General features: G+C 64.6%; 10 protein-coding genes. 4 read left to right on the forward strand and 6 right to left on the reverse strand.

Annotated features, from left to right (window positions below):
* The first annotated feature begins 36 nt into the window (after nt 1-36).
* The gene (locus tag IEX16_RS01280) at nt 37-738 is read left to right on the forward strand and encodes a phosphatase PAP2 family protein (RefSeq protein ID WP_188705788.1); all 702 of its coding nucleotides are present in this window, start codon (nt 37-39) and stop codon (nt 736-738) included.
* The gene (locus IEX16_RS01285) at nt 735-2498 is read left to right on the forward strand and encodes a phosphoethanolamine transferase (protein ID WP_229676105.1); all 1764 of its coding nucleotides are present in this window, start codon (nt 735-737) and stop codon (nt 2496-2498) included. Before IEX16_RS01280 ends, IEX16_RS01285 begins: the two co-directional genes overlap by 4 nt.
* A gap of 87 nt (nt 2499-2585) precedes the next feature.
* Here IEX16_RS01285 and IEX16_RS01290 read toward each other — a convergent pair whose 3' ends face one another.
* The 6 genes from IEX16_RS01290 to ppc form a co-directional block, all read right to left on the reverse strand.
* Nucleotides 2586-3197: an ABC transporter ATP-binding protein gene (locus IEX16_RS01290; protein WP_188705791.1), complete on the reverse strand. Its 612-nt coding sequence runs from the start codon at nt 3195-3197 to the stop codon at nt 2586-2588.
* A 91-nt stretch (nt 3198-3288) separates the two neighbouring features.
* Nucleotides 3289-5001, reverse strand: coding sequence for a response regulator (locus IEX16_RS01295; protein WP_229676106.1), 1713 nt, complete (start codon nt 4999-5001; stop codon nt 3289-3291).
* Nucleotides 5002-5029: 28 nt separating this feature from the next.
* A complete protein-coding gene (locus IEX16_RS01300; protein ID WP_229676107.1) occupies nt 5030-12088 on the reverse strand; it encodes a HAMP domain-containing protein in 7059 nt (2352 codons plus the stop codon).
* A 1085-nt stretch (nt 12089-13173) separates the two neighbouring features.
* Nucleotides 13174-21321 (reverse strand): glycoside hydrolase family 94 protein, encoded by an 8148-nt coding sequence (locus IEX16_RS01305; RefSeq protein ID WP_188705794.1) that lies wholly within the window; start codon nt 21319-21321, stop codon nt 13174-13176.
* A 4-nt stretch (nt 21322-21325) separates the two neighbouring features.
* Nucleotides 21326-21556 carry a hypothetical protein gene (locus IEX16_RS01310; RefSeq protein WP_188705796.1) on the reverse strand — a complete coding sequence of 77 codons (231 nt, stop codon included), beginning with the start codon at nt 21554-21556 and terminating at the stop codon, nt 21326-21328.
* 201 nt (nt 21557-21757) lie between these two features.
* Nucleotides 21758-24709: a phosphoenolpyruvate carboxylase gene (ppc, locus tag IEX16_RS01315; protein WP_188705798.1), complete on the reverse strand. Its 2952-nt coding sequence runs from the start codon at nt 24707-24709 to the stop codon at nt 21758-21760.
* Between the two features lie 81 nt (nt 24710-24790).
* Between ppc and hemC the strand changes: the two genes are divergently transcribed.
* Both hemC and IEX16_RS01325 read left to right on the forward strand, forming a co-directional pair.
* On the forward strand, nt 24791-25753 hold the full coding sequence (gene hemC / locus IEX16_RS01320; RefSeq protein ID WP_188705800.1) for a hydroxymethylbilane synthase: 963 nt from the start codon (nt 24791-24793) through the stop codon (nt 25751-25753).
* Between the two features lie 116 nt (nt 25754-25869).
* Nucleotides 25870-26676, forward strand: a complete 807-nt coding sequence (locus IEX16_RS01325) for a uroporphyrinogen-III synthase (RefSeq protein WP_188705802.1) — start codon at nt 25870-25872, stop codon at nt 26674-26676.

The following is a 26676-nucleotide window of genomic DNA, read 5'->3' on the forward strand; positions in this document are numbered from 1 at the left end:
AAGGAAGGCTTAAGACGTGACGCCGAAGCTGCGCCCATGCAAAGTTTTTCAAACAGACATCTGGCGGCCTTCACAGCCGCGCTGGCCCTGCTGTTGCTGGCCTGGGACTTCTCGGGGCTGGACCTCGCGTTGGCGCACGGGTTCGGTGGGGCCGCCGGTTTCCCATTGCGTGACAACACTTTTTTGACAGTGGTGCTGCACGACGGCGCCAGACGCCTGGCCTGGCTGCTGGCGCTGGGGCTGTGTGTGGCGGTCTGGTGGCCGGTCGGCTGGTTGCTGCGTCTGCCGGTAAATCGCCGCCTGCAACTGGCGGCCACTCCCTTGTTGGCGGTGCTGGTTGTCGGCGCGCTTAAGTCCTTCAGCACCGCGAGCTGCCCCTGGAGCATGGCCGACTTTGGCGGCGTGGCGCATTACACGCCGCACTGGCAGCATCTGCTGACGCCCGACGGCGGCAGCGGACAGTGCTTTCCGGGAGGCCACGCCGCGTCGGGCTTTGCCTTTGTCGGCGGTTATTTTGCGTTTCGCGAGACCGCGCCTGTGATCGCGCGGGGCTGGTTGGCCGCGGCGCTGCTGGCCGGCGGGGTGCTGGGCTTGGCGCAGCAAATTCGCGGCGCGCACTTCACCAGCCACACCTTGTGGACAGCCTTTATCTGCTGGTGCGTGGCCTGGGCCATGGACGGCCTGTTCACGCGCCTGGCCTTGAGTCCGCTGGGCCAGGACATCGGTGAAGCTGCATGAAGATGCCGACCTTTCGCCGCCATCCGGTCAAGGCTGAAGCCGCGCCGACTCCAGGTGCATCGCGGCGCACCTTCACGCATCCCGGCTGGTTGATCCTCGCCGTGAGTTCCTGGCTGGCCTCGGCAGCCAATCTGCCGCTGTGGCTGGCCATGCGCGATCAGGGCCTGTTCCGGCAGGCTGGCAGCTGGCTGTTTGCCCTTGAATTTGCATTGATGATCACCGCCTGCCTGACCGGCATCGCGAGTGTGCTGGCCTGGCGCTGGACGCTCAAGCCAATGCTGGCCTTGCTGCTGCTGTCGGCGGCTTTTGGCGCGCACTTCATGCTGGCCTACCATGTGGTGATTGACACATCGATGATCAGCAACGCATTGCAGTCGGATGTCCGCGAGGTGCGTGATTTGCTGGGTTTGAAGCTGGCGGTCTCGCTGCTGCTACTGGGTGTGTTGCCCTTTATTGCGCTGTGGCACTGGCCGGTGGATTACGGTCGCTGGCCGCGCCGCGGCCTACATAACCTGCTGCAAGCGGGCGCCGCATTGCTGGCACTGGTACTGTTGGTGCTGGCCAGTTTCAGCCCCCTGGCTTCCAACATGCGCAACCACAAGGACCTGCGTTACCTGGTCAATCCGCTCAACGCCGTGTATGCGCTGGGCTATCTGGCCAGCCAGCCGCTGCGGCGCAGCAACACCGCGCTGCAGCCGATGGGGCTGGACGCACGGGCAGCGCTGGTGCCGGTCGGGCGCCCACCGCTGCTGGTACTGGTGCTCGGGGAAACCGGGCGCAGCGGCAACTTCGGCCTCAACGGCTATGGTCGCGACACCACGCCTGAACTGGCGCGCCAGGGTGTGAGCAGCTTTCGCCAGGCCCGGTCCTGCGGAACCAGCACCGCAGCATCGGTGCCCTGCATGTTCTCTGGGTTGGGCCGCGAAGGTTTTGATGCGCGCAAGCACAATACCGAGGGTTTGCTCGACGTGATCCAGCACGCGGGCCTGGCTGTGCTTTGGCTGGACAACCAGTCCGGCTGCAAGGGCGCCTGTGACCGCGTACCCAACTTCAGCACCACCGGTCTGGCGCACCCGCAGCTGTGCCCCAGCGGTGAATGTTTCGACGGCATCATGCTCGAAGGGCTGGACCAACGCATCGCAGCGCTGCCGGCCGAGCGCCGCGCGCGCGGCGTGGTGGTGGTGCTGCACCAGATGGGCAGCCACGGCCCGGCCTATCACCTGCGCTCACCGGTCGCGTTCAAGCGATTCGGCCCCGAGTGCACGGACAACGATCTGCAGGGCTGTGGCAGCGCCGCGCTGATCAACGCTTATGACAACTCCATCGCCTACACCGACCACTTTCTGTCGTCCACCATCACCTGGCTCCAACGGCAACAGGCCGAGTACGCCGCCGCCATGGTCTATGTGGCGGACCACGGCGAGTCGCTCGGCGAGAACAACCTCTACTTGCACGGCATGCCCTACATGATTGCGCCCGATGTGCAGAAACATGTGCCGTGGATCACCTGGATCTCCGCTGGCTTCGCGCAGCGCACGGCCGTGAACACCGCCTGCCTGCGCGAACGGGCTGACCGGCCGGTGTCGCACGACAACTACTTTCATTCGGTGCTTGGCCTGCTCGGCATACAGACGCGCATGTACCAGCGCGCGCTGGACGTGTACGCGCCCTGCGCAATCAGCCGGGCCGACGAGATGGCGGGCAAGTCCCTGCCCGCAGCCACGACCAGGATCGCCGGCTTGGTTCCGGGTGATATTTAACAGTTGAATGGCCCTCCAGCCCATATCCATCGGGCGTAAATAGCTATTGATTTGATAGTGATGATCGGCCTGAAATTGACCAGAGGCTTAATCGCCCAGATCGATCACGCCTGCCAGCGGCACCCTGGCGGGCGCAGCGTAGTCGGCGACCACCCACGCGCGATTGCTGTGAGCGGATGCGTCTTCCAGCAAACCCGTCACAAAGCCGATGGAGGCCTTGTCCAGCGCCGCAAACGGCAGGTCGAGCAGCGTGAGGGCGGCACCCGAGGCAAAGGCTGCCGCCAGAAAGACCTTGCGCCTGGAGCCGGTGGACAACATGTAGAGCTGTTTGCTCATCTGCTCGTCCAGCGCCAGACCGTCCACCAGCCGGTCCAGCAACTGTTCGTCAAAAGCGGGGTAGCGCAGGCGTTGCGCTGCAAGGTATTGAACTGGGGTCAATCGGTCGAAAGTCTCTGACCGCGGCTCTGTGAAAAACACCTTGGCCCGGTAGGCGTCGGGTGCATCGTGCAGTGACACACCATGGATATGCAGCTCGCCTGCATCCGGCGCCAACAGCCCGGCCAGCAAGCGCAGCAGCGTGCTCTTGCCGCATCCGTCCCCGCCGCGCACCAGGGTGACGCCGGGCCCGACGTCCGCCGACCAGTCGGTGAACAGCGTGCGGTTCGGGTAGGAAAAACACAGCTTGAGTACTTGGAGCATGGGGGCGGGCCTGATTGGCGGAGGGGCCGATATGGGACAAGAACCGCCCGTCCCGCTCTGGCGACGACAAGGCCGCTCAGCGGCGGGAAGACTAGGCGCTGGGCTTGGTGCCGGCTGCCGCCGCAGCCAATAGCTCGAAAAGCACCGCGGGGTCCACCGGTTTGACCAGATGCTGGTCAAACCCCGCCTCCTCTGACCTGCGCCTGTCATCGGCCTGACCCCAGCCGGTGCAGGCAACAATGGTTCTGGCCGCGCCGCCCGCCTGGTCGCGGATGTGCCGGCAGGCCTCGTAGCCGTTGAGTTTGGGCATGCCGATGTCGAGCAGCACCACCTGCGGGTCGAAGTCGGCGGCGACATCCACGGCGGCCTGGCCGTCGTGCGCCTGGCGGACACAGTAGCCCATCAGTTCCAGCAGACTGGCCAGGGTGGCGCACGCGTCCTGGTTGTCGTCGGCGATCAGGATACGCAACTCCTGCGAGGGAATGAAGCGTTCGGCCCCAGGAGCTTGCGAGGGCGGCGACATGTCGGTGGACGTCTCGGACGTCAGCGGCAGGCGCACTTCGAATTCGCTGCCGAGCCCGGTGCCCTCACTGCGCGCCTGCACCGTGCCGCCGTGCATCTCGACCAGCCGCTGGGTCAGCGACAGGCCGATGCCGAGGCCGCCGCGCGAACGCGTCAGCGTGGTTTCCACTTGGGAAAACATTTCAAAAACATTCTGCAGCCGATCACCGGGAATGCCTATGCCTTTGTCCTTCACGGTCACGACCACTTCGTTGCCCGCATCTCGTGCAATCACCTCGATGCGCCCGCCGCGGTCCATGTACTTTGCGGCGTTGTTCAGCAGGTTCATGAACGCTTGGGTCAAGCGTGTGCGGTCGGCATGCAGCGATAGGCGCTGCTCAGGCAATGTCAGCAACAGCTCATGCCCACATTCGTCGATCAGAGGACGGCTGGACTCGACGGCATCGCGCAGAACATCTTCTGTCGTGACCCAGTCCCGGCGCAGCTCGATCTTGCCCTGGTTGATGCGGCTCACGTCCATGAGGTCATCAATCAGGCGGCTCATGGCCTGAATCTGACGGTCAATCACATCGGTGCTCCACTGCAGCTCCGGCGTGTCCAGGCCCTTCACGCGCAGCAACTGGACCGCATTGCGGACCGGCGCCAGCGGGTTCCTGAGTTCGTGCGCCAGCGTGGCCAGGAATTCGTCCTTGCGGCGATTGGCGTCCCGCAGTTCGGCTTCGCGCAGCTCCACGGTGTTGGTGCGCTCGGTGACGCGACGGTCCAGGGTTTCATTGAGTTCGTGCAGACGCTCCTCGGCCTTGCGGCGCTCGCCGACTTCCGTCATGAGCGTGCGGTTCGCCAGTTCAAGCGCCCGGCCTTTTGAGAACAGTTCGGCAAACACCGCGACCTTGGACCGGAGCACCGCCGTGTTGACCGGCTTGTGCAGGTAATCCACCGCACCGCTGCCGTAACCCTCCAGGATGTGCTGGTCTTCGTTGTAATACGCGGTCAGGAAGATGATCGGCACGCGCGAGGTTTTCTTGCGTTCCTTGATGAGCTGCGCCAGTTCAAACCCGGTCATGCCCGGCATGCGCACGTCCAGCACCAGCACCGCAAATTCCTCAGCCATCAGCGCAAGCAGGGCTTCTTGGCCCGAGTTGGCCCGCACCAGCCGGTAGCCTGGGTCGTCAAGAATGGATTCCAGCACGGTCAGGTTTTTCGGCTCGTCGTCGACGATCAGGATATTGACCTGATCAATGAACGACGGATTTGGTGCTTGCGGGGTGAGAAGGCTTTTCACATCAGACCTGGGCAGGTTAAGGGGCACATCAACGGAACAGCCAGACCCGCATCAGGGACAGCAACTGGTTGGTATTGACGGGCTTGGCAATGTAGTCGCTGGCACCCGCGTCCAGGCACTTTTCGCGATCGCCCTTCATGGCTTTCGCGGTCAGCGCCAAAATGGGCAAGGTGCGAAACTGCGGGTCCTTGCGAATCTCGCGCATGGTCTCATAACCGTCCATCTCGGGCATCATGATATCCATCAGCACCATGACGATGTCGGGCGTGTTCTTGATGATGTCTATGGCCTGGCGGCCGTTGGTGGCGCTGATAACCTCGACCTCGTGATTCTCCAGCACCGAAATCAGCGCGAAAATGTTGCGTGCATCGTCGTCGACCACCAGCACCGTGCGGCCGCGCAGGACTTCGGCAGAATTGTGCAAACGCTCGAGCATCTCCTGCTTGTGTGCCGGCAGCCCGGTCACCACGCGGTGCAGGAACAGCGCGGTTTCGTCCAGCAGCCTTTCCGGCGAGCGCACATCCTTGAGGACAATGCTTTTGGCCATCGAATGCAGGCGGGACTGTTCCTGCCGGCTCAGGTCCTTGCCGGTGAAAACAACCACAGGCACAGCGGCCAGAGCCGGATCGGCATGCACTTTTTCCAGCAGCTCGAAACCGGTCATGTCGGGCAGACGCAGGTCGAGCACGATGCAATCGAAGGCCTCTTTCTTCATGGCGGTCAATGCCTCGTCGCCGCTGCCGGCGGCCACCATCTCGATGTCGTCATGGCCCAACAGCTCCAGCACGGCATTGCGTTCGATGGTGTTGTCCTCCACCACCACCAGCAGGCGTTTGGTGCGCGGCGCGGTGAACTCCTTGATGCGGTCGAAGGCCGCCTCCAGGTTGGTGGTCGTCGGCTCCTTGACCAGGTAGGCAAAGGCGCCGCGTGACAGGCCGTGCTGGCGTTCTTCTTCCAGTGTCACGATCTGCACCGGGATGTGCCGCGTTGCCGGGTCCAGCTTGAGCTGGTTGAGCACGGTCCAGCCCAGCATGTCGGGCAGGAAGATGTCTAGCGAAATCGCCGCGGGCCGGTATTGGCGTGCCAGCACCAGGCCGTGCGCGCCCCGGCTCGCCACAATGCCCTTGAAGCCCTTGTCCCTGGCCAGGCCGAGCAGAATGCGGGCATAGTGCGGGTCATCCTCGATGACCAGCAGAACCGGCTCACCGGGGGCGATGCTGTCGCGGTCGTCAGCAATGGTTTCCTCGCGCGCCGCCGGCAGCACAACTACCGGGCGAGAAGCGTCCGCCTGCTCTGTACTCTGCAATATGGCACCGTCTAAGCCGACGTAATGCAGCGGCAGGTAAAGCGTGAAACAACTGCTCCGGCCGTGCACGCTGCTCAGACGGATTTCACCGCCCAGCAGCGAGGCCAGCTCGCGGCTGATGGCCAGGCCCAGGCCGGTGCCGCCGTACTTGCGCGAGGTGCCGGCATCGGCCTGCTGGAAAGCCTCAAAGATCAGGCGCTGCTTTTCAGGCGCGACGCCGATGCCGGTGTCCTCCACGGCGAAGGCCACCACCTGCTGTGCCTGGCTGAGCACCGGATGCTCGGCGCTCCAGCCCGCTGTGGCCAGGTCGACGCGCACCTCCACCTGGCCCTGCGCGGTGAACTTGACGGCGTTGGACAGTAGGTTTTTGAGCACCTGCTGCAGGCGTTTGGGATCGCTGTCCATGGAGCGCGGCAAGTCGTCCGAAAACCGGATGTGAAAAGGCAGGTTCTTTGCCTCGGCCACATGCCGGAAGTTGCGGTCGATGTCGTCGCGCAGGCTGGCAAAAGGAATTTCCTCCACCTCGACCGTGACCGTGCCGGACTCGATCTTGGAGAGGTCGAGAATGTCGTTGATCAGGTGCAGCAGGTCGCTGCCCGACGAGTTGATGTTGCGGGAAAACTCCACCTGTTTGGCCGACAGCGTGCCGGGAGAATTCTCCGCCAGTTGCTGGCTCAGGATCAGGATCGAGTTGAGCGGCGTGCGCAACTCGTGCGACATGTTCGCGAGAAATTCCGACTTGTATTTGGAAGTCAGCGCCAGCTCCGACGCTTTTTCTTCGAGTGCCCCGCGGGCCTGCTCGACCTCGCGGTTCTTGCGCTCGACCTCTTCGTTCTGTTCGGCGAGAAGACGCGCCTTGGTTCCCAGTTCTTCGTTGGTTTGCTGCAGTTCGCTTTGGCGCGACTGCAGCTCGACGGTGAGCTGCTGCGACTGGGTCAGCAGGCCCTCGGTGCGCATGGTCGCCTCGATGGTGTTGAACACCGCACCGATGTTGAGGGCGAGCTGGTCCAGGAAGTTCAGGTTGACCACCGTGAACGGGTCCAGCGAGGCCAGCTCGATCACGGCCTTGGTTTCGTTTTCAAACAGCACCGGCAGCACAACCACACTGACCCGCCGGGCTTCTCCGAGACTGGAGCTGATGTTGACAAAGTCCGTAGGCGCGTTGATCAGCAAAATACGGCGTTTTTCGACGGCGCATTGCCCCACCAACCCTTCGCCGAGCTTGATGCTGCGTGCCAGCTTGACGTTGCCGGCCTGCGCGTAGCTGGACAGCAGATTCATGTTGGCATCCGCCTCATCACCGCTCCAGTGGTACACCGTGCCCTGGTGCGCGTTGACCAGGGGCGCCAGCTCGGACAGCAGCATCCGGCCGACGGTGTTGAGTTCGCGCTGACCCTGCAACATGCCGGTGAAGCGGGCCAGGTTGGTCTTGAGCCAGTCCTGCTCGCGGTTGCTCTCGGTGGTCTCGCGCAGGTTCGAGATCATGGTGTTGATGTTGTCCTTGAGCTCGGACACCTCGCCCTTGGCATCCACCTGGATGGAGCGTGTTAAATCGCCCTTGGTCACGGCTGTGGCCACCTCGGCAATCGCGCGCACCTGGGTCGTCAGGTTGGCGGCCAGCAGGTTGACGTTGCCGGTCAAGTCCTTCCAGGTACCGGCTGCGCCGGGCACGTTGGCCTGGCCGCCAAGCCGCCCGTCAACGCCCACCTCGCGCGCCACATTGGTCACCTGATCGGCGAAGATGGCCAGCGTGTCGGTCATGCCGTTGATGGTGTCGGCCAGCGCCGCCACCTCGCCCTTGGCCTGCACGGTCAGACGCTGGGTCAGGTTGCCGTCGGCCACGGCTGTCACCACCTTCACGATGCCGCGCACCTGTTCGGTGAGGTTGGACGCCATGAAGTTCACGTTGTCGGTCAGGTCCTTCCAGGTGCCGGCCACGCCGCTCACCTGGGCCTGACCGCCCAGCTTGCCCTCGGTGCCCACCTCGCGCGCCACCCGCGTCACCTCGCCGGCAAAGGCGTTGAGCTGGTCCACCATGGTGTTGATGGTGTTCTTCAGTTCGAGAATTTCGCCCTTCACGTCCACCGTGATCTTGCGGTTCAGGTCGCCCCGCGCCACGGCGGTTGTCACTTCGGCAATGTTGCGCACCTGGGTCGTGAGGTTGTTGGCCAGCCCGTTCACCGTATCCGTCAAATCCTTCCAGGTGCCGGCCACGCCGGGCACTGCGGCCTGGCCGCCAAGGCGGCCTTCGGTGCCGACCTCGCGCGCCACCCGCGTCACTTCGGAGGCGAAGGAGCGCAGCTGTTCCACCATGGTGTTGATGGTTTCCTTCAGCTGAAGAATCTCGCCGCGCACGTCCACCGTGATCTTCTTGGACAGGTCGCCGTTGGCCACGGCGATGGTCACCTCGGCGATATTGCGCACCTGGCCAGTCAGGTTGGAGGCCATCGAGTTCACGTTGTCGGTCAAGTCCTTCCAGGTTCCTGCCACGCCGGGCACTGCCGCCTGGCCGCCCAGCTTGCCTTCGGTGCCCACCTCGCGCGCCACCCGCGTGACCTCGGAGGCGAAGGCCGAGAGCTGATCGACCATGGTGTTCATGGTTTCCTTCAGCTGCAGGATCTCGCCCTTCACGTCCACCGTGATCTTGCGCGACAGGTCGCCCTTGGCAATGGCCGTTGCCACGTCGGCGATGTTGCGGACCTGGCCCGTGAGGTTGGAGGCCATCGAGTTCACGTTGTCGGTCAGGTCTTTCCAGGTGCCGGCCACGCCCGGCACCTGGGCCTGGCCACCGAGCTTGCCGTCGGTGCCCACTTCCTTGGCCACACGGCTGACCTCCGCCGCGAACGAGCGCAGCTGGTCGACCATGGTGTTGATGGTTTCCTTGACCTCCAGAATTTCGCCGCGCACGTCAGCCGTGATCTTCTTGGACAGGTCGCCGTTGGCCACGGCAATCGTCACCTCGGCGATGTTGCGCACCTGGCCGGTCAGGTTGTTGGCCATGAAGTTGACGTTATCGGTCAAGTCTTTCCAGGTGCCGGCCACCCCTTCCACAGCCGCCTGGCCACCCAGCTTGCCTTCAGTGCCGACTTCGCGCGCCACGCGGCTCACCTCGCCGGCAAAGGCGTTGAGCTGGTCAACCATGGTGTTGATGGTGTTCTTGACTTCCAGAATCTCGCCGCGCACGTCGGCAGTGATTTTCTTGGAGAGGTCGCCTCGCGCCACGGCGGTGGTCACTTCGGCGATATTGCGGACCTGGCCTGTCAGGTTCGAGGCCATGAAATTGACCGAGTCGGTCAAGTCCTTCCAGGTACCGGCCACGCCGGGCACCTGAGCCTGGCCGCCCAGCTTGCCTTCGGTGCCGACCTCACGCGCCACCCGCGTGACCTCCGATGCGAAGCCGTTGAGCTGGTCCACCATGGTGTTGATGGTGTTCTTCAGCTCCAGGATTTCACCCTTCACTTCCACCGTGATCTTGCGCGACAGGTCGCCGCGTGCCACGGCGGTGGTCACGTCGGCGATGTTGCGGACCTGGCCGGTCAGGTTGTTCGCCATGGAATTGACGTTGTCGGTCAAGTCCTTCCAGGTGCCGGCCACGCCACGCACCTGGGCCTGACCGCCCAGCTTGCCGTCGGTGCCGACCTCGCGCGCGACGCGGGTGACCTCCGATGCAAAGCCGTTCAGCTGGTCCACCATGGTGTTGAGCGTGTTCTTCAGCTCCAGGATTTCGCCCTTCACGTCCACCGTGATTTTTTTGGACAGGTCGCCGTTGGCCACCGCAGTCGCCACATCGGCGATGTTGCGCACCTGGCCTGTGAGATTGGAGGCCATGGAGTTGACGTTGTCAGTCAGGTCTTTCCAGGTTCCCGCCACACCGGGCACCTGGGCCTGGCCACCGAGGGCGCCCTCGGTCCCCACCTCGCGCGCCACCCGGCTCACCTCGCCGGCAAAGCCGTTCAGCTGGTCCACCATGGTGTTGATGGTGTTCTTGAGTTCGAGAATCTCGCCACGCACGTCGGCGGTGATTTTTTTGGACAGGTCGCCGCGGGCCACCGCGGTGGTCACCTCGGCAATGTTGCGGACCTGGCCGGTCAGGTTTGAGGCCATGAAGTTGACCGAGTCGGTCAAATCTTTCCAGGTGCCCGCCACACCCGGCACGGCGGCCTGGCCGCCGAGCTTGCCTTCGGTGCCGACCTCACGCGCCACCCGCGTGACCTCAGACGCGAAGCCATTGAGCTGATCCACCATGGTATTGATGGTGTTTTTGAGTTCGAGAATCTCGCCCTTGACGTCCACGGTGATGGTCTTGGACAGGTCGCCATTGGCCACGGCGGTGGTCACCTCGGCGATGTTGCGGACCTGGCCGGTCAGGTTGGACGCCATGAAGTTGACGTTGTCGGTCAAATCTTTCCAGGTGCCAGCGACGCCCGGTACGGCCGCCTGGCCGCCGAGTTTGCCTTCGGTGCCGACCTCGCGCGCCACCCGTGTGACCTCGGAGGCAAAGCCGTTGAGCTGGTCCACCATGGTGTTGATGGTTTCCTTGAGTGCCAGGATCTCGCCCTTGACCTCCACCGTGATCTTGGAGGACAGATCGCCTTTGGCAATGGCGGTTGCCACACCGGCGATGTTGCGGACCTGACCGGTCAGGTTGGACGCCATCGAATTGACAGAGTCGGTCAGGTCCTTCCAGGTGCCGGCGATGCCGGGCACCACCGCCTGGCCGCCGAGTTTGCCTTCGGTGCCGACCTCGCGCGCCACCCGCGTCACCTCGGAGGAAAAACCGTTGAGCTGGTCCACCATGGTGTTGATGGTTTCCTTGAGCTCCAGGATTTCCCCTTTCACGTCCACCGTGATCTTGCGGGAAAGGTCGCCGCGCGCCACGGCGGTGGTCACGGTGGCGATGTTGCGCACTTGCGAAGTCAGGTTGTTGGCCATGGAATTGACCGAATCGGTCAAATCCTTCCAGGTGCCGGCCACACCCGGCACCACCGCCTGGCCGCCGAGTCGGCCGTCGGTGCCGACCTCACGCGCCACACGCGTCACCTCGGAGGCAAAGGAGCGCAACTGATCGACCATGGTGTTGGTCGCTTCCTTGAGCTGCAGGATTTCGCCACGCACGTCCACCGTGATCTTTTTGGACAGGTCGCCGTTGGCCACCGCAATCGTCACGTCGGCGATGTTGCGCACCTGCGCCGTCAGGTTGCCGGCCATCTGGTTGACCGAATCGGTCAGGTCTTTCCAGGCACCGGACACGCCCTTGACCTGTGCCTGGCCACCCAGCTTGCCTTCGGTGCCCACTTCGCGCGCCACCCGTGTCACTTCCGAGGTGAACACCGAAAGCTGCTCGATCATCGAGTTGACCAGCTTGGCTGAACGCAAAAACTCCCCCTTGAGCGCGCGGCCATCCACCTGCAGGTCCATGGACTGGCCGAGATCGCCCTTGGCGACGGCGCCAATGGTGCGGGCAATGTCGGTGGTCGGACGCACCAGGTCGTCCATCAGGGTGTTCAGGGACTGGACCTGGTCGGCCCAGCCGCCAATCGCACCCGGCGCGGACATGCGCTGCGACAGACGTCCTTCCTTCCCCACGGTGGTGCGCACGCGCTCGGCTTCTGAAGTGACATGCCCCGCGTAGCGGATCGCCTGATTGAAGGCCTCGGCAATTCGGCCGTCGGTGCCGGACCAGTCAGAGGGCAGCCTGGCCTGGAAGTCGCCATCGGACAAGGCCATCATCGCGGCCAGGATTTGGCGCGACCGGGCCTCGGCCAGATGAGAGTCCGGCATCGCCAGGCCGGGCAACGATGTCCCGTTGGCTGCAGCGGGGCTCTTGCTGGAAGCACGGGAGCTCGTCTTGGGCTGGGGTTTTTTGCGGCTGTTTGTTTGAGGGGCCTGGTCCATGGTGCCTGTCGCTCTTAACGTAAGTTGGCAAGGACGGGCGGCGCGTGGGCACCGCTCGTACATTTTGTATCACCCCCAAGTGTCCCCTGTGATGGCCTGATTTGGATGTAGGTCGCGTCTGATGTGCGATTTTCGACACCTTCGCGAGAGGGCACCGTGGGGGATTGAGGTAAACCTTGTGGTTGCTACGCCACAGATGGCAGGGGCGGCCATCAGTGCCCGCTCACGTTTTGGGGGAAGGCAAAGTGCCTTCCGTCCATCGCCCTTGCCTCAAGCAGCCCGGTTAAATACGCAAAACTTGACGGTCGTCAAGCGTGTGGCTTCAGGTGAGCGTTTGTTCGTGACGGAAGTCAAGAGAACTTCAGGCGCTCCAGATGCACCATGGGTGCCGAGAGTTGCGATGTGGACTTGCCCCGCAACCGGTGTTTTGTCACTACTGAAACCTTGCGTGAGCGTGACCAACTGCGTCAAAGTTGCACGCCCGCAAACCGGATCGTCAAAGGAGACGTCCATGGCCTCGATCAAAACGCCTGCTTGCCCTAAAAGCCTGGCCTGCTGCTGTTACCGCCTGACCCCCAGGGGCCAGGCCTGTCTGGTCGTTGACGGCACTGAGGCGCGAACCACGGGCTCGCTGTCACCCTATCTGCTCGATGTGCTTGAGATATGTGGCTCGGGGGTGTGGTTCGAACAACTGCAACAGTTCATGCTGCCCTGCTCACTCGACGAATCGCCGCGATCCTTGCTGGCGCTGGCGCTGGCGCTGGGGCTGGTCGAACTGTGGCTGCGGACGAGGCGCCTTGTGAAGTGCGGCCCTGGGCGGCGTCGCACGGCATCCAGCTGTGGCGATTTGACGCACGCCTGGGGCCTCTTCAACGCCGTTGCAGTGCCGTACGTCGTTTTCATAAGAAAAAGTGCCTCCAGCCCATATCCAGCAAGAATAAACAGCTATCTATTTAGTAGCATTTTGTGGGTCATGTCGCAGACCGAACCAGTAGCCGCGCTTGTACCGGTAACTCGGCGAGCACCACGGTCTCGCCTTCGGCCAGCACACGATCAGGTGTGGCGCCTGTTCCATCGGCCGCCACACCGGCACGCTGCCAGCGCAGCGTAACGACCCGTTCGCCGTCCAGCCTCAAGGTAATCTCAAACGCCGGCCAGTGCGCGGGAACACGCGGCGATAGCGAGAGCACGCCTTGCCGCACCGACAGGCCCAGCAGGGTTTCAAGCGCCGCACGGTGTAGCCAGGCCGCGGAACCGGTGTACCAGCTCCAGCCGCCGCGACCCACGTAAGGCGGCGAGCCGTAGATGTCACCGGCCATCACATAGGGTTCGAGTTCGTAGGCCGGGCCGTGTATCGGGTGCTGGCTGCGGTGGGCCGGACTCAAGGCCTGGAAGCTTTCCCAGGCGGCCTCGGTGTCGCCGGTTTGGGCCTGGGCCATCAGGGCCCAGACACCGGCGTGAGAGTACTGGCCGCCGTTTTCGCGCACGCCGGGCGGGTAGGCCTGGATATAGCCCGGATTGTTGGCAGAGTGCTGCAGCGGCGGCGCCAGCAGGCGCAGCAGGCCGGCTTCGCTGTCCACGAGCTGATCGTTCATGGCCTGCATCGCGGGCACGGTGAACTTGTCGGAAGATGCGCCGGACAGCACCGACCAGGCTTGCGCGATCAGGTCGATGCGGCATTCGTCGTTCTGCGACGAGCCCAGCGGCGCGCCGTTGTCGAAGAAGGCGCGGCGGAACCAGGCGCCGTCCCAGCCGTGGCTGTGCAGCGCGCTGATCCAGCCGGCGCGTGCGTCCAGCCACTTCTTCGCGCGTTCGCCTTCGCCCCGGGCCTGGGCCAGCGGTGCAAACTTTTCCACCACCGCGCACAGGAACCAGGCGAGCCAGACCGATTCGCCCCTGCCTTCATGGCCGACGCGGTTCATGCCGTCATTCCAGTCGCCAGTGCCCATCAGCGGCAGGCCATGCGCGCCAATGGGCAGGCTGCGGTCAATCGCGCGCGCACCGTGCTCAAACACCGAGGCGGTCTGTTCGCTGACCTGGGGCGCGTAGTAGGCGTCTTCCGCGCCGTCCGGGATGTGCGCGCCGTCGATGAAGGCCACTTCCTCGTCGAGCAGCGCTTGGTCACCGGTGACCTCCAGGTAGTGCGCGCAGGCAAAAGGCAGCCACAGAAGATCGTCGGAGAAGTGCGTGCGCACGCCTTCGCCGCCGGGCGCGTGCCACCAGTGCTGCACATCGCCCTCGGGGAACTGGCGCGAGGCGTTGAGCACAATCTGGTCGCGCAGGCGGCGCGGCTCGATCAGAGCAAACGCCATCGTATCCTGCAACTGGTCGCGAAAACCAAAGGCTCCGCCGGCCTGGTAAAAGCCAGCCTTGGACCACAGGCGGGAAGTCAGGGTCTGGTAAAGCAGCCAGCGGTTGACCAGCGCGTCGAACAACGGGTCAGGGGTGTGCACCTCGACCTTGCCGAGCAGGTCCGACCATTGGTGTTTCACGCCGTCCAGCGCCCGCGCCAGATCCCGGCCTTGCCAGTCGCGCGCCAATTGTTCGGCCTGCGCGGCATCGGGTGCGTGGCCCAGCAGAAAGGCAAGATCCATTTGCTGACCGGCTTCCAGCGTGAACGCACCTGACAAAGCGGCGCACGGGTCTGCCGCGTTGCCCGACTGCTGGCCCAGCACTTCGGGCAGCACCAGCCGGCCGGCCACGTCGAAAAACTCGCTGCGGTCGCAGGTCCATTGCAGCGGGTCGGTCAGGCCCACCAGCGACAGGAAGGCACTGCTGCCACCGAAGCCGGCGCGGCTTTCACGCTGCTGCGCAAGCACAGTGGGCTGGTTCGGGGCTTTCCAGCCGCGCACCGTGCGGCGTTCCTGGCGCGTGCCGCCCAGTTGCCACTCCAGCATGGCCAGTGCGCGCAGATGGCGCGGCTCGCTGCCCTGGTTGTGCAGCTTGACGGCAACCACCTTGACGGCATCGCTGCGGTCCACAAAAAATGTGGTTTCCACGACCAGCTCGCCGTGCCGGCAGAGAAACACGGTGTAGCCCTGGCCGTGGCGCACTGCATAAGGCAGCGCCGAACGGCTTTCGGTCGACGGACTCAGGGCCAGCAGTTTCAGCGAGTCGGCGTCCTGCAGCAGGTAGTGCTCACCCGCCGGGTCCTGCAGCGGGTCGTTGGACCAGGGTGTGAGCTGGTGCATGCGGCTGTTGACGGCCCAGGTATAGCCGGCCCCGGCTTCGGATACCTGGAAGCCGAAGGACGCATTGGCAATCACGTTGACCCAGGGGCGCGGCGGCCTGTGCTGGCTGTCCACCGTGAAGCGGAACTCGCCGCTTGCAGCATCGAACTTGCCCGTGGGCGACTGGGTCGCGGCAACCGGTGCGGAGGAGGGGTCGGCCAAAGCCGCACTCGGTGCTGGCAGGCTGGCTGGCACGGCGCGGCGCCGCAGGCCGGTGGCCCCCTGCAAGGCCGCCAGTTGCTGCTCGAGCGGGCGCCCGTCGGCAACAAAAATGAAACGTGCCAGGCCGGCCAGCACGGCTTTTTCCGAGACCGCAATCTCGTGGTCACGCAGCAGGAAAAAACCGCCGGCGTCGTTGCGCGGGAAACTGTTCTCCGACTGCTGGCGCATGCGGTCGCGCAGCGCAAGAATGCCCTGCTGCAAGGGCATCAGGTAGGAGTTGACCTCGCTATTGACAATCACAACGTCCACCGCCAGCCCGCCAAAACTCCACAGCGGCTGGGCGCGCAGCAGCGCATCGACCAGCGCCAGGCCGTTGCTCGAATGAATGCGCACCAGCACGATGGGCTTGTCGCCGGACAACCCAAAGCGCCAGAGCTGGCGCTGGTCCAGCAGGGCGCGTTCGGTCTGCGGTCGGGTGGCGGTGTACATCAGTGCGGTGTTGATGTCCTGCAGCGCCACGTTGCGCTCCGGCGCGACGCCAAGGTCGCGCAGGCGCACCTGCGCCAGCGTGGCGGCCATGCGGGTAGCGCGCTCAACGTGCATGGGCTGCAAATACTTGTCGATGCGGGCTACCAGCTCATCGCTGCTTTCGGCTGCCGCGGTCGCAAAACTCAGGCGTGCCATGCCGCCAGCGGCTATCCGCACGCGCACGCGCAGGCCGGCCACCGGGTCCAGTCCGTTGACGGGTACGCCGTCATCCTGCGTGGCTTGCGCCAGCAGCGCGGGCTGGGCTGGCAGGCGGTTGCGCCCGAGGAAGGCGCGTCGGTCGGCGATGCAGTGGACCGAGCGCACATTGGCGTCGGCCGCCGCCAGAAAATGCGCAACCGCCATGGCCGGGTCACCCTGAAGTCTGGGCTTGCGCGTGAGCATCAGGGCGCGCCAGGGTGCGTGCCAGCGTGTGTCGATGAACAGGTTGGAAAAAGCCGGATGCGCCTCGTCGGCACGCGGATCGGCCAGCACCGCTTCGAAACACGACACCACATCGAGCGTGATCTCGCGCTCTGACTGATTGAGCAGGGTGACGGTGCGCAGCTCAGTGTCGTCTTCCGGGCTGACCAGCACGGTGGTGGTGGCTTCCAGCGCCAGCGACTTGGCCTGGAACTCGACCCGGTCGGCCAGAAAGGTGGCCTTGTAGCTCCAGTCGGGGTGGGGTGCCGGGTGCGAGGTCAGCGACGCCACCCGGTCCTGGCCTGCTGGACGCAGGTAGATGAAACTGCCATAGGCATCGCGCAGCAGGTCGTCGCGCCAGCGGGTGATGTTTTTACCGCGCCAGCGGCTGACCCCCGCGCCGTTGGCGCGCAGTGCCACGCTGTAAGCGCCGTTGGACAGCAAGTGCGTTGGCTGCCAGCCGGGGGCGGTGGGATCGAGCTCGCGTGAGTGGTACAGCGCATCTTCCCGCAACTCATCCGGCTCGGGCAGGTTGCGCGGGTCGGCGCTTTCAATGATCTGGCGTGGTGTTTTTTCATGCAGCAGCGACTCGTGGGCCTGGATCAGCGGGGCTGAGGAGAACCAGCGGCGCGGCGCGTGCCGGCACAGCACATTGCACAGCGCCACCAGCGACATGCCCTGGTGATGCGCCATGAAGGTGTTGACCAAGCTGAAAGCCTGCGCGCCTGGCTGCCGGGCGACGGTGAAATCGATGGCGTCCACAAAACCGTATTCACCGCGCGCCCCCGCCATCTCCAGCTGGCGCAGGTTGTCCACGGCTTCGCGCGGCGTGAACATGCAGGCCATCACGCTGGCATAAGGCGCCACGACCCTGTCCCCCGGCGGGGTCCGGCGCAGCGCCAGGCGCGGCACGCCAAACGGTGAATACTGGTAGGCCAGTGTATGGTCTTGTCCGAAATACGCCGACTCGGAAACGCCCCAGGGCAGTTGCTGTGCACGGCCAAAGGCCTGTTGCTCCATCACCGCCGCCAGCCCCGAGATATGCAGCAGGCCCTGGTCGGGTTCACACATGACCAGCGAAGGCATCAGGTATTCGAACATCGAGCCTGACCAGGATTTGAGGCCGGGCGTGATGCCCACAGTCAGGAAACTGCGGCCCAGCGCCTGCCAGTGACGGCGCGGCACGTCGCCCTTGGCAATCGCCAGAAAGCTGGTCAGGCGGGATTCGGACGCCATCAGGTCGTAATAACTGGCATCCAGGGCGTGTTCATGCACACGCAGGCCGATGTGGAAAAGATGGCGCTTGGGGTTGTACAGGCCGCTGAAATCCATGGCCATGCAGAGCTGGTCGCAGCGCACCGCAATCTGATTGAGTTGCAGGACGTGGTCAGGCGGGGTGTACTCGCGCGTACCCAGTTGTCTGGCGGCCTGCGCTACCGCGAGCAGGTGGCCAGCGAAGTTGCCGCTGTCCACGGTAGATACATAGGCCGGCGGCAGCACCTCCAGCGTGCGGGTGTCGTACCAGTTGAGCAAGTGACCCTGGTGTTTGGGTAGGCGCTCGACCGTGTCCAGGGTGGCCTCCAGGCGAGTGATCAATTCGGCGGTGGAAATCCATTCGAACTCGCGCGCGCAGGTAACCGCCAGCAGGTACATGCCAATGTTGGTCGGCGAGGTGCGGTGCGCAATCGTCGGTTCCGGCTCCATCTGCAGGTTGTCGGGCGGCAGGTCATTGTCTTGCGCGACCACGCAGTGTTCAAAAAACCGCCAGGTCTGGCGCGCAAGCTGTTCAAGGTACTCACGGTCGTCATCAGTCAGCACCCGCAGTGGAGCTGCGGGAACGCTGGCCCACCAGGCCGGCAGAGGCGCCAGCGCCCACAGCAGGAACAGCGCCGGACCGGCCCAGGGGTAGGGGCTCCAGCAGGCGGCCAGCGCCAGCAGCAGGCACAGTGACGAGCTTGCTCCCTGGGTGCGCAGAAAGGCTGACAGGCTGTAACGCGCCGAGGCCTGGGATTGCGCGGCTGTGGTCCATTCGAGCAGCTTGCGACGGCTCACCGCCATGCGCCAAAGCGCACGCGTTATGGCGTCCAGCATCATGGCCGCCTGTGCAAACAGCTGGCTGAACTGCCAGGCCGTGGCGGCCAGGCCGCGCAACACCTCACGCACGCCGACGTCGAAAAAATGCAGCCAGGCGATGCCGCGCCGCGTCGGCACCAGGCCGGCCAGTGCTCCCATCAACGGTCCGGCCAGTAAGGCTGCAAGCACAAAACCCAGCGCGGTGGCCAGCGGCAATGCCTGCGTAGCGATGACCCAGACCAGCAGCAATACGCTGGCCGGTGCGATCAGCGAACGCCGCAGGTTGTCCGCCATGCGCCAAAGGCCCAGCGCGTCGATGCCGAAGTGGCTTGCGCGCAGCATCAGCGGCAACAACTGCCAGTCGCCGCGTGTCCAGCGGTGCACGCGCGAGGCGGCAACGCCGGCATGGTGCGGGTGGTCTTCCATCAGCACCACGTCGCCCACGTAACCGCAGCGCGCAATGCTGCCTTCCAGCAGGTCGTGACTCAGCACGGCACCGTCAGGCATTCGGCTGCTTAGCACCGTGTGAACCGCCTGCACATGCAGCAGCCCCTTGCCGGTGAAACTGCCCATGCCGAACAGGTCCTGGTAGAGATCGGAGACGCCGCTGCTGTAGGGGTCCAGCCCACCCTGGCCGGCAAACAGGGCGTGAAAGGGCGAGCGTTCATAAAGCGCCGGCAAGGGTGTTACCACGCGTGGCTGCAGGATGCCATAACCGGCGCTGATACGACGGCGCACCGGGTCGATTTGTGGCGCATTGAGCGGATGTGCGGCAATGGCCACCAGGTCGCGCAGCGAGCCGGCCGGCAGGCCGGTGTCGCTGTCCAGCGTCAGCACATAACGTATGCCTTCGGCCAGCCTCATCTCGGGATGAACAGGCACAAACAGTGGGGCGGTGCGCCCGGTAATCTGTCGCAGCAACATTTCGAGCTTGCCGCGCTTGCGTTCCCAGCCAATCCAGCGGCCCTCGGTGGCACACCAGGTGCGCGGGCGATGCATCAGCACAAAACGGGGGGGCTCTGTCTCGCTGGCCGGGTAGCCATGGTTCAGTGCCTGGATTTTTTCGAGCGCGTCGTCCAGCAGGGCCTGGTCGCCGGGCAGATGTTCGGAGTCGGCATCGGTCCAGTCCGTCAGCAGAGCGAACTGCGCATGGGTTTCCCGGCTGGCCAGCCAGTGCAGACTCAGGCGATGCGCCAGTTCGCTGTTGGACGATGGCGAGGTGAGCATGCACGGAATGACGACCAGCACGCGGTGTTCAGCCGGGATACCGGCCGTGAAATCGAGTCGGGCCAGCGGCTGGATGCGGGCCGACTCGGCCACCAGCCTGTGAATCAGCGCGGCGACGGCTTCGGAAGCCGGCAAAGCCATCAACAGCACCCCCACCCAGGCCGTCCAGTGCAGACCTGACAAATGATGCACGGCCGTGTACAGGGCCAGTGCGGTGCCGCCCACCCAGACGGCGGCATACAGAGGCAAACGCCAGGCGTGCCAGTTGATGGTGGCGCGGCGTGGCGTGCTTGTCGGGGAGGCTGGATGCAGTGCCGCTTCCAGCACCGCTCGTCCGGGGCCGATCAGGTAGTAGCCCGCCGTCTGCTCGACCGCGGGCAGACCGGCTTGGGTCGCCGCTGCCAGCACAGCCTCGGCGACGCTGCGCTCGGACCGGCCGCTTTGCTGCGCCAGCCTTTCCATGGCCCGCGTAATCTGCTGGCGCGTCATTTCGCTTTCCATGGAAAAACTCGGCAGACGGCGCAACACCTGCAGGCAGTGGCTGACCGGCTCGATCAGCTCAGTCCACTCGACCTGGCCGATCAGCCGCAGCGTGGTGATGATATTGCTCACCGTGAGGTTGGCCTCAACCTGGGTGGTTTGCGCCTCGCCGATCAGGCCCAGCCCGTCCGCGCAATGGTGTTCGGTCCAGGCGACCAGCGGCGGCTCGGACTCTTGCCGCTCGGCAGGCATGCGTTGCCAGAGCTGGGTCAGGTAGCTGTGCTCCAGGCCTCGGTGTTGCATGTAGCTGTGCAGTTCGTCGAGGTCCTGCAGGCTCAGCGCCTCGGCCGCCTCCCACGCAGCGTGCGCGACTTCCCGTGCCACCTTGTTCCAGGCGATCCGGTCGGCCATGCGTCGCAGATTTTCCAGCAGCACCACACGCAGCGTGGTGGGCAGGGCCCAGAGTTCGCCCAGCGTCAGCTCGCTGACCTCCTGGTAGGCGTTCAGAAAGGCCGTGAACAGTTCGGGGTCCAGCACACTGTCGGTGTGCGCGACATAGGCCCAGGCGATGCCGTACACACGCGGCAGGCCTTCCAGCGGTTTGTCCGCGAGTTTGGGCAGATCCGCGTAGTAGCGGTGCGGCACGCCTTCCTGAATCTGCTGGAGTTGCGCCTCAATCAGGTGAAAGTTGTCGAGCAGCCATTCGGCGGCCGGCGTGACATAGTGACCGCGTCGCGAGGTAATGGCGATGTAGTCGTAGGCTTCGCGCAGGCCGGTGATGTTTTCCTGCACACGCGGAAAAAAGGGCAGCCCGCGCCGGTTGCGGTCGCGGGGACGGATCGCCTGCGCCTTGGCCAGGCTGCGGCCGTGCTGTTCAAAACGGTGAGCGCCGAACAACTCGGCGCGTATGGGTTGATGAATTTCGCCGTGGCGATCAAGAAGTATTTTCCTGGCGTATGGGGTGAGGGTTTCCAGGCGGTTGATGACGATCGTTTTCACACCCTCATGCCAGAATGAAAAGGGCCAGGCCCAAACCCCCGGTTGCCAGCGCGGCCACCGTCACAACGCGTGGGCCGAGCGCGCCATGTGCCGACTGCAGCGCGGAGTGCACAAAGAACAATCGGCTGTGCGAGCTGGCGCAATGGTTCATGTGGGAGGCAAGTTCCGCCGCGTCTGTGGACACGGAATCAACATAGCCGGGTGACGAATCAGTCCGGAATTTAAAGGTATTCATGCTGTGCGCTCCGACGATAGCCATGGCTAACGCCGCGCAGCGACATACCGGCGCGTTTTTCCATGAAATTAGATGCTAGGCTGGGCTGCCACGCTCCGCCATCGGACGGCGCTGGTGTTGACCTAGGACTGGGCCTACAGGGGGCGTTGGGACGACACCGCACGCGTGCGCAATGGCTTTTCAGCCGCGCGCAGGTGCGGTTCAGCCGGTGTTGCGCAATCCAGCCGCGATTCCGTTGATCGAGATGTGGATGCCACGCTGCACCCGTTCATCGGCCTTGCCTTCGCGGTAGCGCCGCACCAGTTCAACCTGCAGGTGGTGCAGCGGGTCGATGTAGGGGAAACGGTGGCGAATCGAGCGCTGCAGCGAGGCATTGCCTGCCAGGCGCTGTTTTTCACCAGTGATCAGGCCCAGCGCTTCGGCCGTGCGGTGCCATTCGGCCTCGATGGCGCTGAAGATTTTCTTGCGCAGGCGCGTATCGTTGACCAGCTCCGCATACCGCGAGGCCAGGGCCAGGTCGCTTTTGGCCAGCACCATGTCCATGTTGCTGAGCAGGGTCCGGAAAAACGGCCATTGTTTGTACATTTTCTGCAGCAACGCGAGCGCTTCCTTGCGACTGGCCGGCGTGCCGCCGGCGCTGAGCATTTGCTCGATGGCCGAACCGAAGCCGTACCAGCCGGGCAGCGTCAGGCGGCATTGGCCCCAGCTGAAGCCCCAGGGAATGGCGCGCAGGTCTTCGATTTTTTGCGAGGCCTTGCGGGATGCCGGGCGCGAGCCGATGTTGAGTTCGGCGATTTCGCGTATCGGCGTGGCGCTGAAAAAATATTCGGTGAAACCAGGCGTGTCGTAAACCAGTGCGCGGTAAGCCGCCATGCTGGTCTGCGACAGCTCGGCAGCGGCCAGCAAAAAGGCTTTGGTGGCGGGTTTGGTCGGCTGCAGCAGCGTGGCCTCCAAAGTGGCAGCCACCAGGGTTTCGAGATTGCGCCGGCCGATTTCGGGATTGGCGTACTTGGAGCCGATGACTTCGCCTTGTTCGGTCAGGCGAATTTGTCCGCGTACCGTGCCCGGCGGCTGCGCCAGGATGGCCTGGTAGCTGGGGCCGCCGCCGCGTCCCACGGTGCCACCGCGGCCGTGAAACATTCTGAGCTGAATGTTGTGGGAGTTCGCGAGCTCGTCGAACAGCTCGACCAGCGCGATCTCGGCGCGGTACAGCTCCCAGTTGCTGGTGAAGATGCCGCCGTCCTTGTTGCTGTCGGAATAGCCCAGCATGATGTCCTGCTCGCCGCCGCTGCGCTTGACCTGCTGCGCGATACCAGGCAGCGCGTAGTACTCGCGCATGATGGGCGCGGCGTTGCGCAGGTCTTCAATCGTCTCGAACAAGGGCACCACGATCAGGTCGTGGGTGGACCTGTGATTCACCGCGTCGCCGGGCCGCCCCAAGGCGCGAGCGCCCCCTCGGGGGGCAGCGACAGACCCGAAGGGCTGAGCGTGGGGGTCGTTAAGGATGCCTTGCATCAGTCCGACCTCTTTTTGCAGCAGCAGGACTTCCAGCAGGTCGCTGACGGTTTCTGTATGGCTGATGATGTAGTGGCGGATCGCCTGTGCGCCGAAGCGCTGGCGCATGACCTTGGCCGATTCAAAAATCGCGATCTCGCCACGCGCATGGTCCGAGTAGGCGGCGCCCATTACGCGCAGCGGCCGGGCATCGTTGAGCAGCGACAGCAGCAACTCGCGCTTGGCGCTTTCGTCCAGGCTGGAATATTTTGTTTCGATGCGTGCGACAGCCAGCAGCTCTGCAATCACCTCCTCATGTTTGTCCGAACTTTGCCGCAAGTCCACCGTGGCCAGGTGAAAGCCGAACACCTCGACCGCGCGTATCAGCGGGTGCAGGCGCTGCGCCACCAGCGCGCTGCCGTGGTTGGCGCGCAGCGAAGCTTCGATGATGCGCAGGTCGGCCAGAAAGTCCTCGGCGCTCAGGTAGGCGTTTTGCGGTGCGACCGCATGGCGTGCAGCATCGCCCCCGGTCAGATCCTTCAGCGTGGCGGCCAGCCGCGCATAGACACCGGTCAGCGCGCGACGATAGGGCTCGTCCAGCCGGTGCTCATTGATGTCGGGCGAGCGTTCGGCCAGAGCACGCATCTCTGGCGTGAAGTCCACCAGCATGGCTGACAGCGAAAGCTCACCGCCGAGGTAGTGGACCTCGGTCAGGTAGTGGCGCAGCGCGACCTCGGACTGGCGCCGTAGCGCGTACTCCAGCGTGTCGGCGCTGACGTTGGGGTTGCCGTCGCGGTCACCGCCTATCCACTGGCCCATGCGCAAAAAGCTGTGTACCGGCTGGCTGCCGAGCGCGCGCTCCAGCTCGGCATACAGCTTGGGGATTTCGCGCAGAAAAGTCGATTCGTAATAACTGAGCGCGTTTTCAATCTCGTCGGCCACGGTGAGCTTGGTGAAACGCAGCAGCCGTGTTTGCCAGAGCTGCATCACGCGCGCGCGCAGCTGGGCTTCGTTGGCGGCCAGTTCGCGCGGTGTCAAGGCGTCGCGGCTGGCATTCACCGCCAGTGCATGCGACTTAATTTCGTCGCGCGCCGTCAGCAGCAGGGCGATGTCGCGTTCGGCGTCCAGGATGCTTTTGCGTTGGACCTCGGTCGGGTGCGCGGTGAGCACCGGCGACACGTAGGCATGGGCCAGCGTGTTTGAGATGGTCTTGGGCGAGATGCCGGCCCAGCGCAGGCGGGATAGCGCCACTTCGATGCTGCCTTCCTGGGTGTCGCCAGCACGTTCGTGGATGGCGCGGCGCCGGATGTGGTGGCGGTCTTCGGCCAGATTGGCCAGGTGGCTGAAGTAGGTGAAGGCGCGGATCACGCTGACGGTCTGGTCGCCCGACAGTCCCTTGAGCAGCTTCTTGAGCGACTTGTCGGCCTCGGTGTCGGCGTCGCGGCGGAAAGTCACCGAGAGCTTGCGCACTTCCTCGATCAGCTCATAGGCAGCCACGCCTTCCTGCTCGCGGATCACGTCGCCGAGGATGCGGCCCAACAGGCGGATGTCCTCGACCAGCGGCCTTTCGTTGTCTTTGGCGCGCGCGCGCGGGCGTTGCTGGCTGTTGCTGCCTGCCGGCTGCTCCCTGGATGATTTCACTCGTGCCGTCGTCACCATTGGTTCACCTTATGTGGGCTCTTGTATTGCAGTGCAGCATGCTAGCATCCGAGAACCCCTCCAGATACGAACAGGTTACGAGTGCGCGCAGATTCTTCAACTTCCCTTCGCGTGGTGATCGCCACGCGTGAAAGCCGGCTGGCGCTGTGGCAGGCCGAACACGTCAAGGCACTGCTGGAGGCGCGCCTGGGCTGGCAGGTGGCGTTGCTGGGCATGACCACCCTGGGTGACCAGATATTGGATCGTTCGCTGAGCAAGGTCGGCGGCAAGGGCCTGTTTGTCAAGGAGCTGGAAACCGCACTGCTCGACGGCCGCGCCGACATCGCCGTGCATTCGCTCAAGGATGTGCCGATGGACCTGCCCGAGGGTTTTGCGCTGGCCTGCGTGCTTGAACGCGAGGACCCGCGCGACGCCTTGGTCTCCAATGATTTCTCCTCGCTGGCCGAGCTGCCGTCGGGCGCCGTTGTCGGCACCTCCAGCCTGCGCCGGCTGGTGCTGCTCAAAAGCCTGCGACCTGACCTGCGCATTGAACCGCTGCGCGGCAACCTCGACACCCGCCTGCGCAAGCTCGACGAGGGCCACTACCAGGCGATCGTGCTGGCGGCTGCCGGCCTCAAGCGCCTGGGCTTGTCATCGCGCATTCGTCAGGCCTTTGAACCCGAGCAGATGCTGCCAGCCGCCGGGCAGGGTGCACTCGGCATCGAGGTGCGTGCCGACCGCCGGGACTTGCTGGCCGCGCTGGCCCCGTTGGCGCACCAGCCGACCTGGCTTGCAGTGACGGCCGAACGCACGGTCTCGCGCGCCATGGGCGGCAGTTGCTCGATGCCGCTGGCAGCGTTCATCCGCGCGCCACAGTCGGCGCAGATGCGACTGGAAGCCGCCTGGGGCGAGCCGGGCGCCGACGGGCAAGGCGTGGCCGGCCAGCCGTTGGTGCGCGCCGATCACAGCGCCAGCGTGACGAACTTTGCCGAAGCCGAGGCATTGGGTGAGCGGGTCGCCGCCTCGCTGCGCGCCGGGGGCGCGGTGTGGGCCGCCAACTCCTGAACCTGGATTGCGCGTGATTGCTTGCCGCCGCTGGCTACCCGCATGAATACAGAGTTTTACTGCCACGACAAGCATCTCCACCTGGGTGAGAAGCGCGTTTTACTGCGGAATCCAGCTTGAAGCCGGGCCGCGTTATCGTTACCCGGCCCGCGCGCGATGCCACGCGCTGGGTGCTCTCCCTGACGCAGCGCGGCCTGCCAGCCGAGGCGTTGCCGTTGATTCGTATTGAAGCGCTGCCGGTGTCGTCGGCGCTGCAGCAGACCTGGCGCGACATCGCCAGCTTTGCCGCGCTGATGTTTGTCAGCGGCAATGCGGCCGAGGCTTTTTTTGCATCAAATGAGGCTTCAGCCCATACCGGTCAAGCGCAAACAGCTATTGATTTCATAGCAAATGAGGGCCCGCGCTGCATGGCGCCTGGCCCCGGCACGGTGGCCGCGCTGCGGGCCGCCGGTATCCCCGACTCGCGCATCGACTCCCCCGCGCTGGATGCCGGCCAGTTTGATTCCGAAGCGCTGTGGTCGGTGGTTGCCGGCCGGCCCTGGCAGGGTCGCCGTGTGCTGATCGTGCGCGGGCAGGGCGCCGGTGCGGAGATGGCGGGCGCATCCAATGGGCGGGACTGGTTGGCGCGGCAACTGTCGGCGGCCGGTGCCCTGCCTGAATTCATTGCGGTTTACCAACGCAGCGCGCCGCTGTTCACCTCGCAGCAGCGCAAAACAATGGCCGAAGCTGCGGTGGACGGCTCGGTCTGGCTGTTCAGCAGTTCCGAGGCGGTCGGCCACCTGCCGGCGGGGGACTGGTCGCGGGCCCGTGCCGTCGCGACACATCCGCGTATCGCCGAGGCCGTGCGCGCGGCGGGCTGGGGTGTTGTTGCTGAGTCACGCCCTGCACTCGATGACATCGTGGCCTCGATAGAATCGATGTAA

The organism is Polaromonas eurypsychrophila (assembly GCF_014641715.1).
Classification (GTDB): Bacteria; Pseudomonadota; Gammaproteobacteria; order Burkholderiales; family Burkholderiaceae_C; genus Polaromonas; species Polaromonas eurypsychrophila.

Coding starts and splice junctions, on each gene's coding strand:
- IEX16_RS01280 (WP_188705788.1), top strand. CDS start 37: ATGCAAAGTTTTTCAAACAGACATCTGGCGGCCTTCACAGCCGCGCTG.
- IEX16_RS01285 (WP_229676105.1), top strand. CDS start 735: ATGAAGATGCCGACCTTTCGCCGCCATCCGGTCAAGGCTGAAGCCGCG.
- IEX16_RS01290 (WP_188705791.1), bottom strand. CDS start 3,197: ATGCTCCAAGTACTCAAGCTGTGTTTTTCCTACCCGAACCGCACGCTG.
- IEX16_RS01300 (WP_229676107.1), bottom strand. CDS start 12,088: ATGCCGGACTCTCATCTGGCCGAGGCCCGGTCGCGCCAAATCCTGGCC.
- IEX16_RS01310 (WP_188705796.1), bottom strand. CDS start 21,556: ATGAATACCTTTAAATTCCGGACTGATTCGTCACCCGGCTATGTTGAT.
- ppc (WP_188705798.1), bottom strand. CDS start 24,709: ATGGTGACGACGGCACGAGTGAAATCATCCAGGGAGCAGCCGGCAGGC.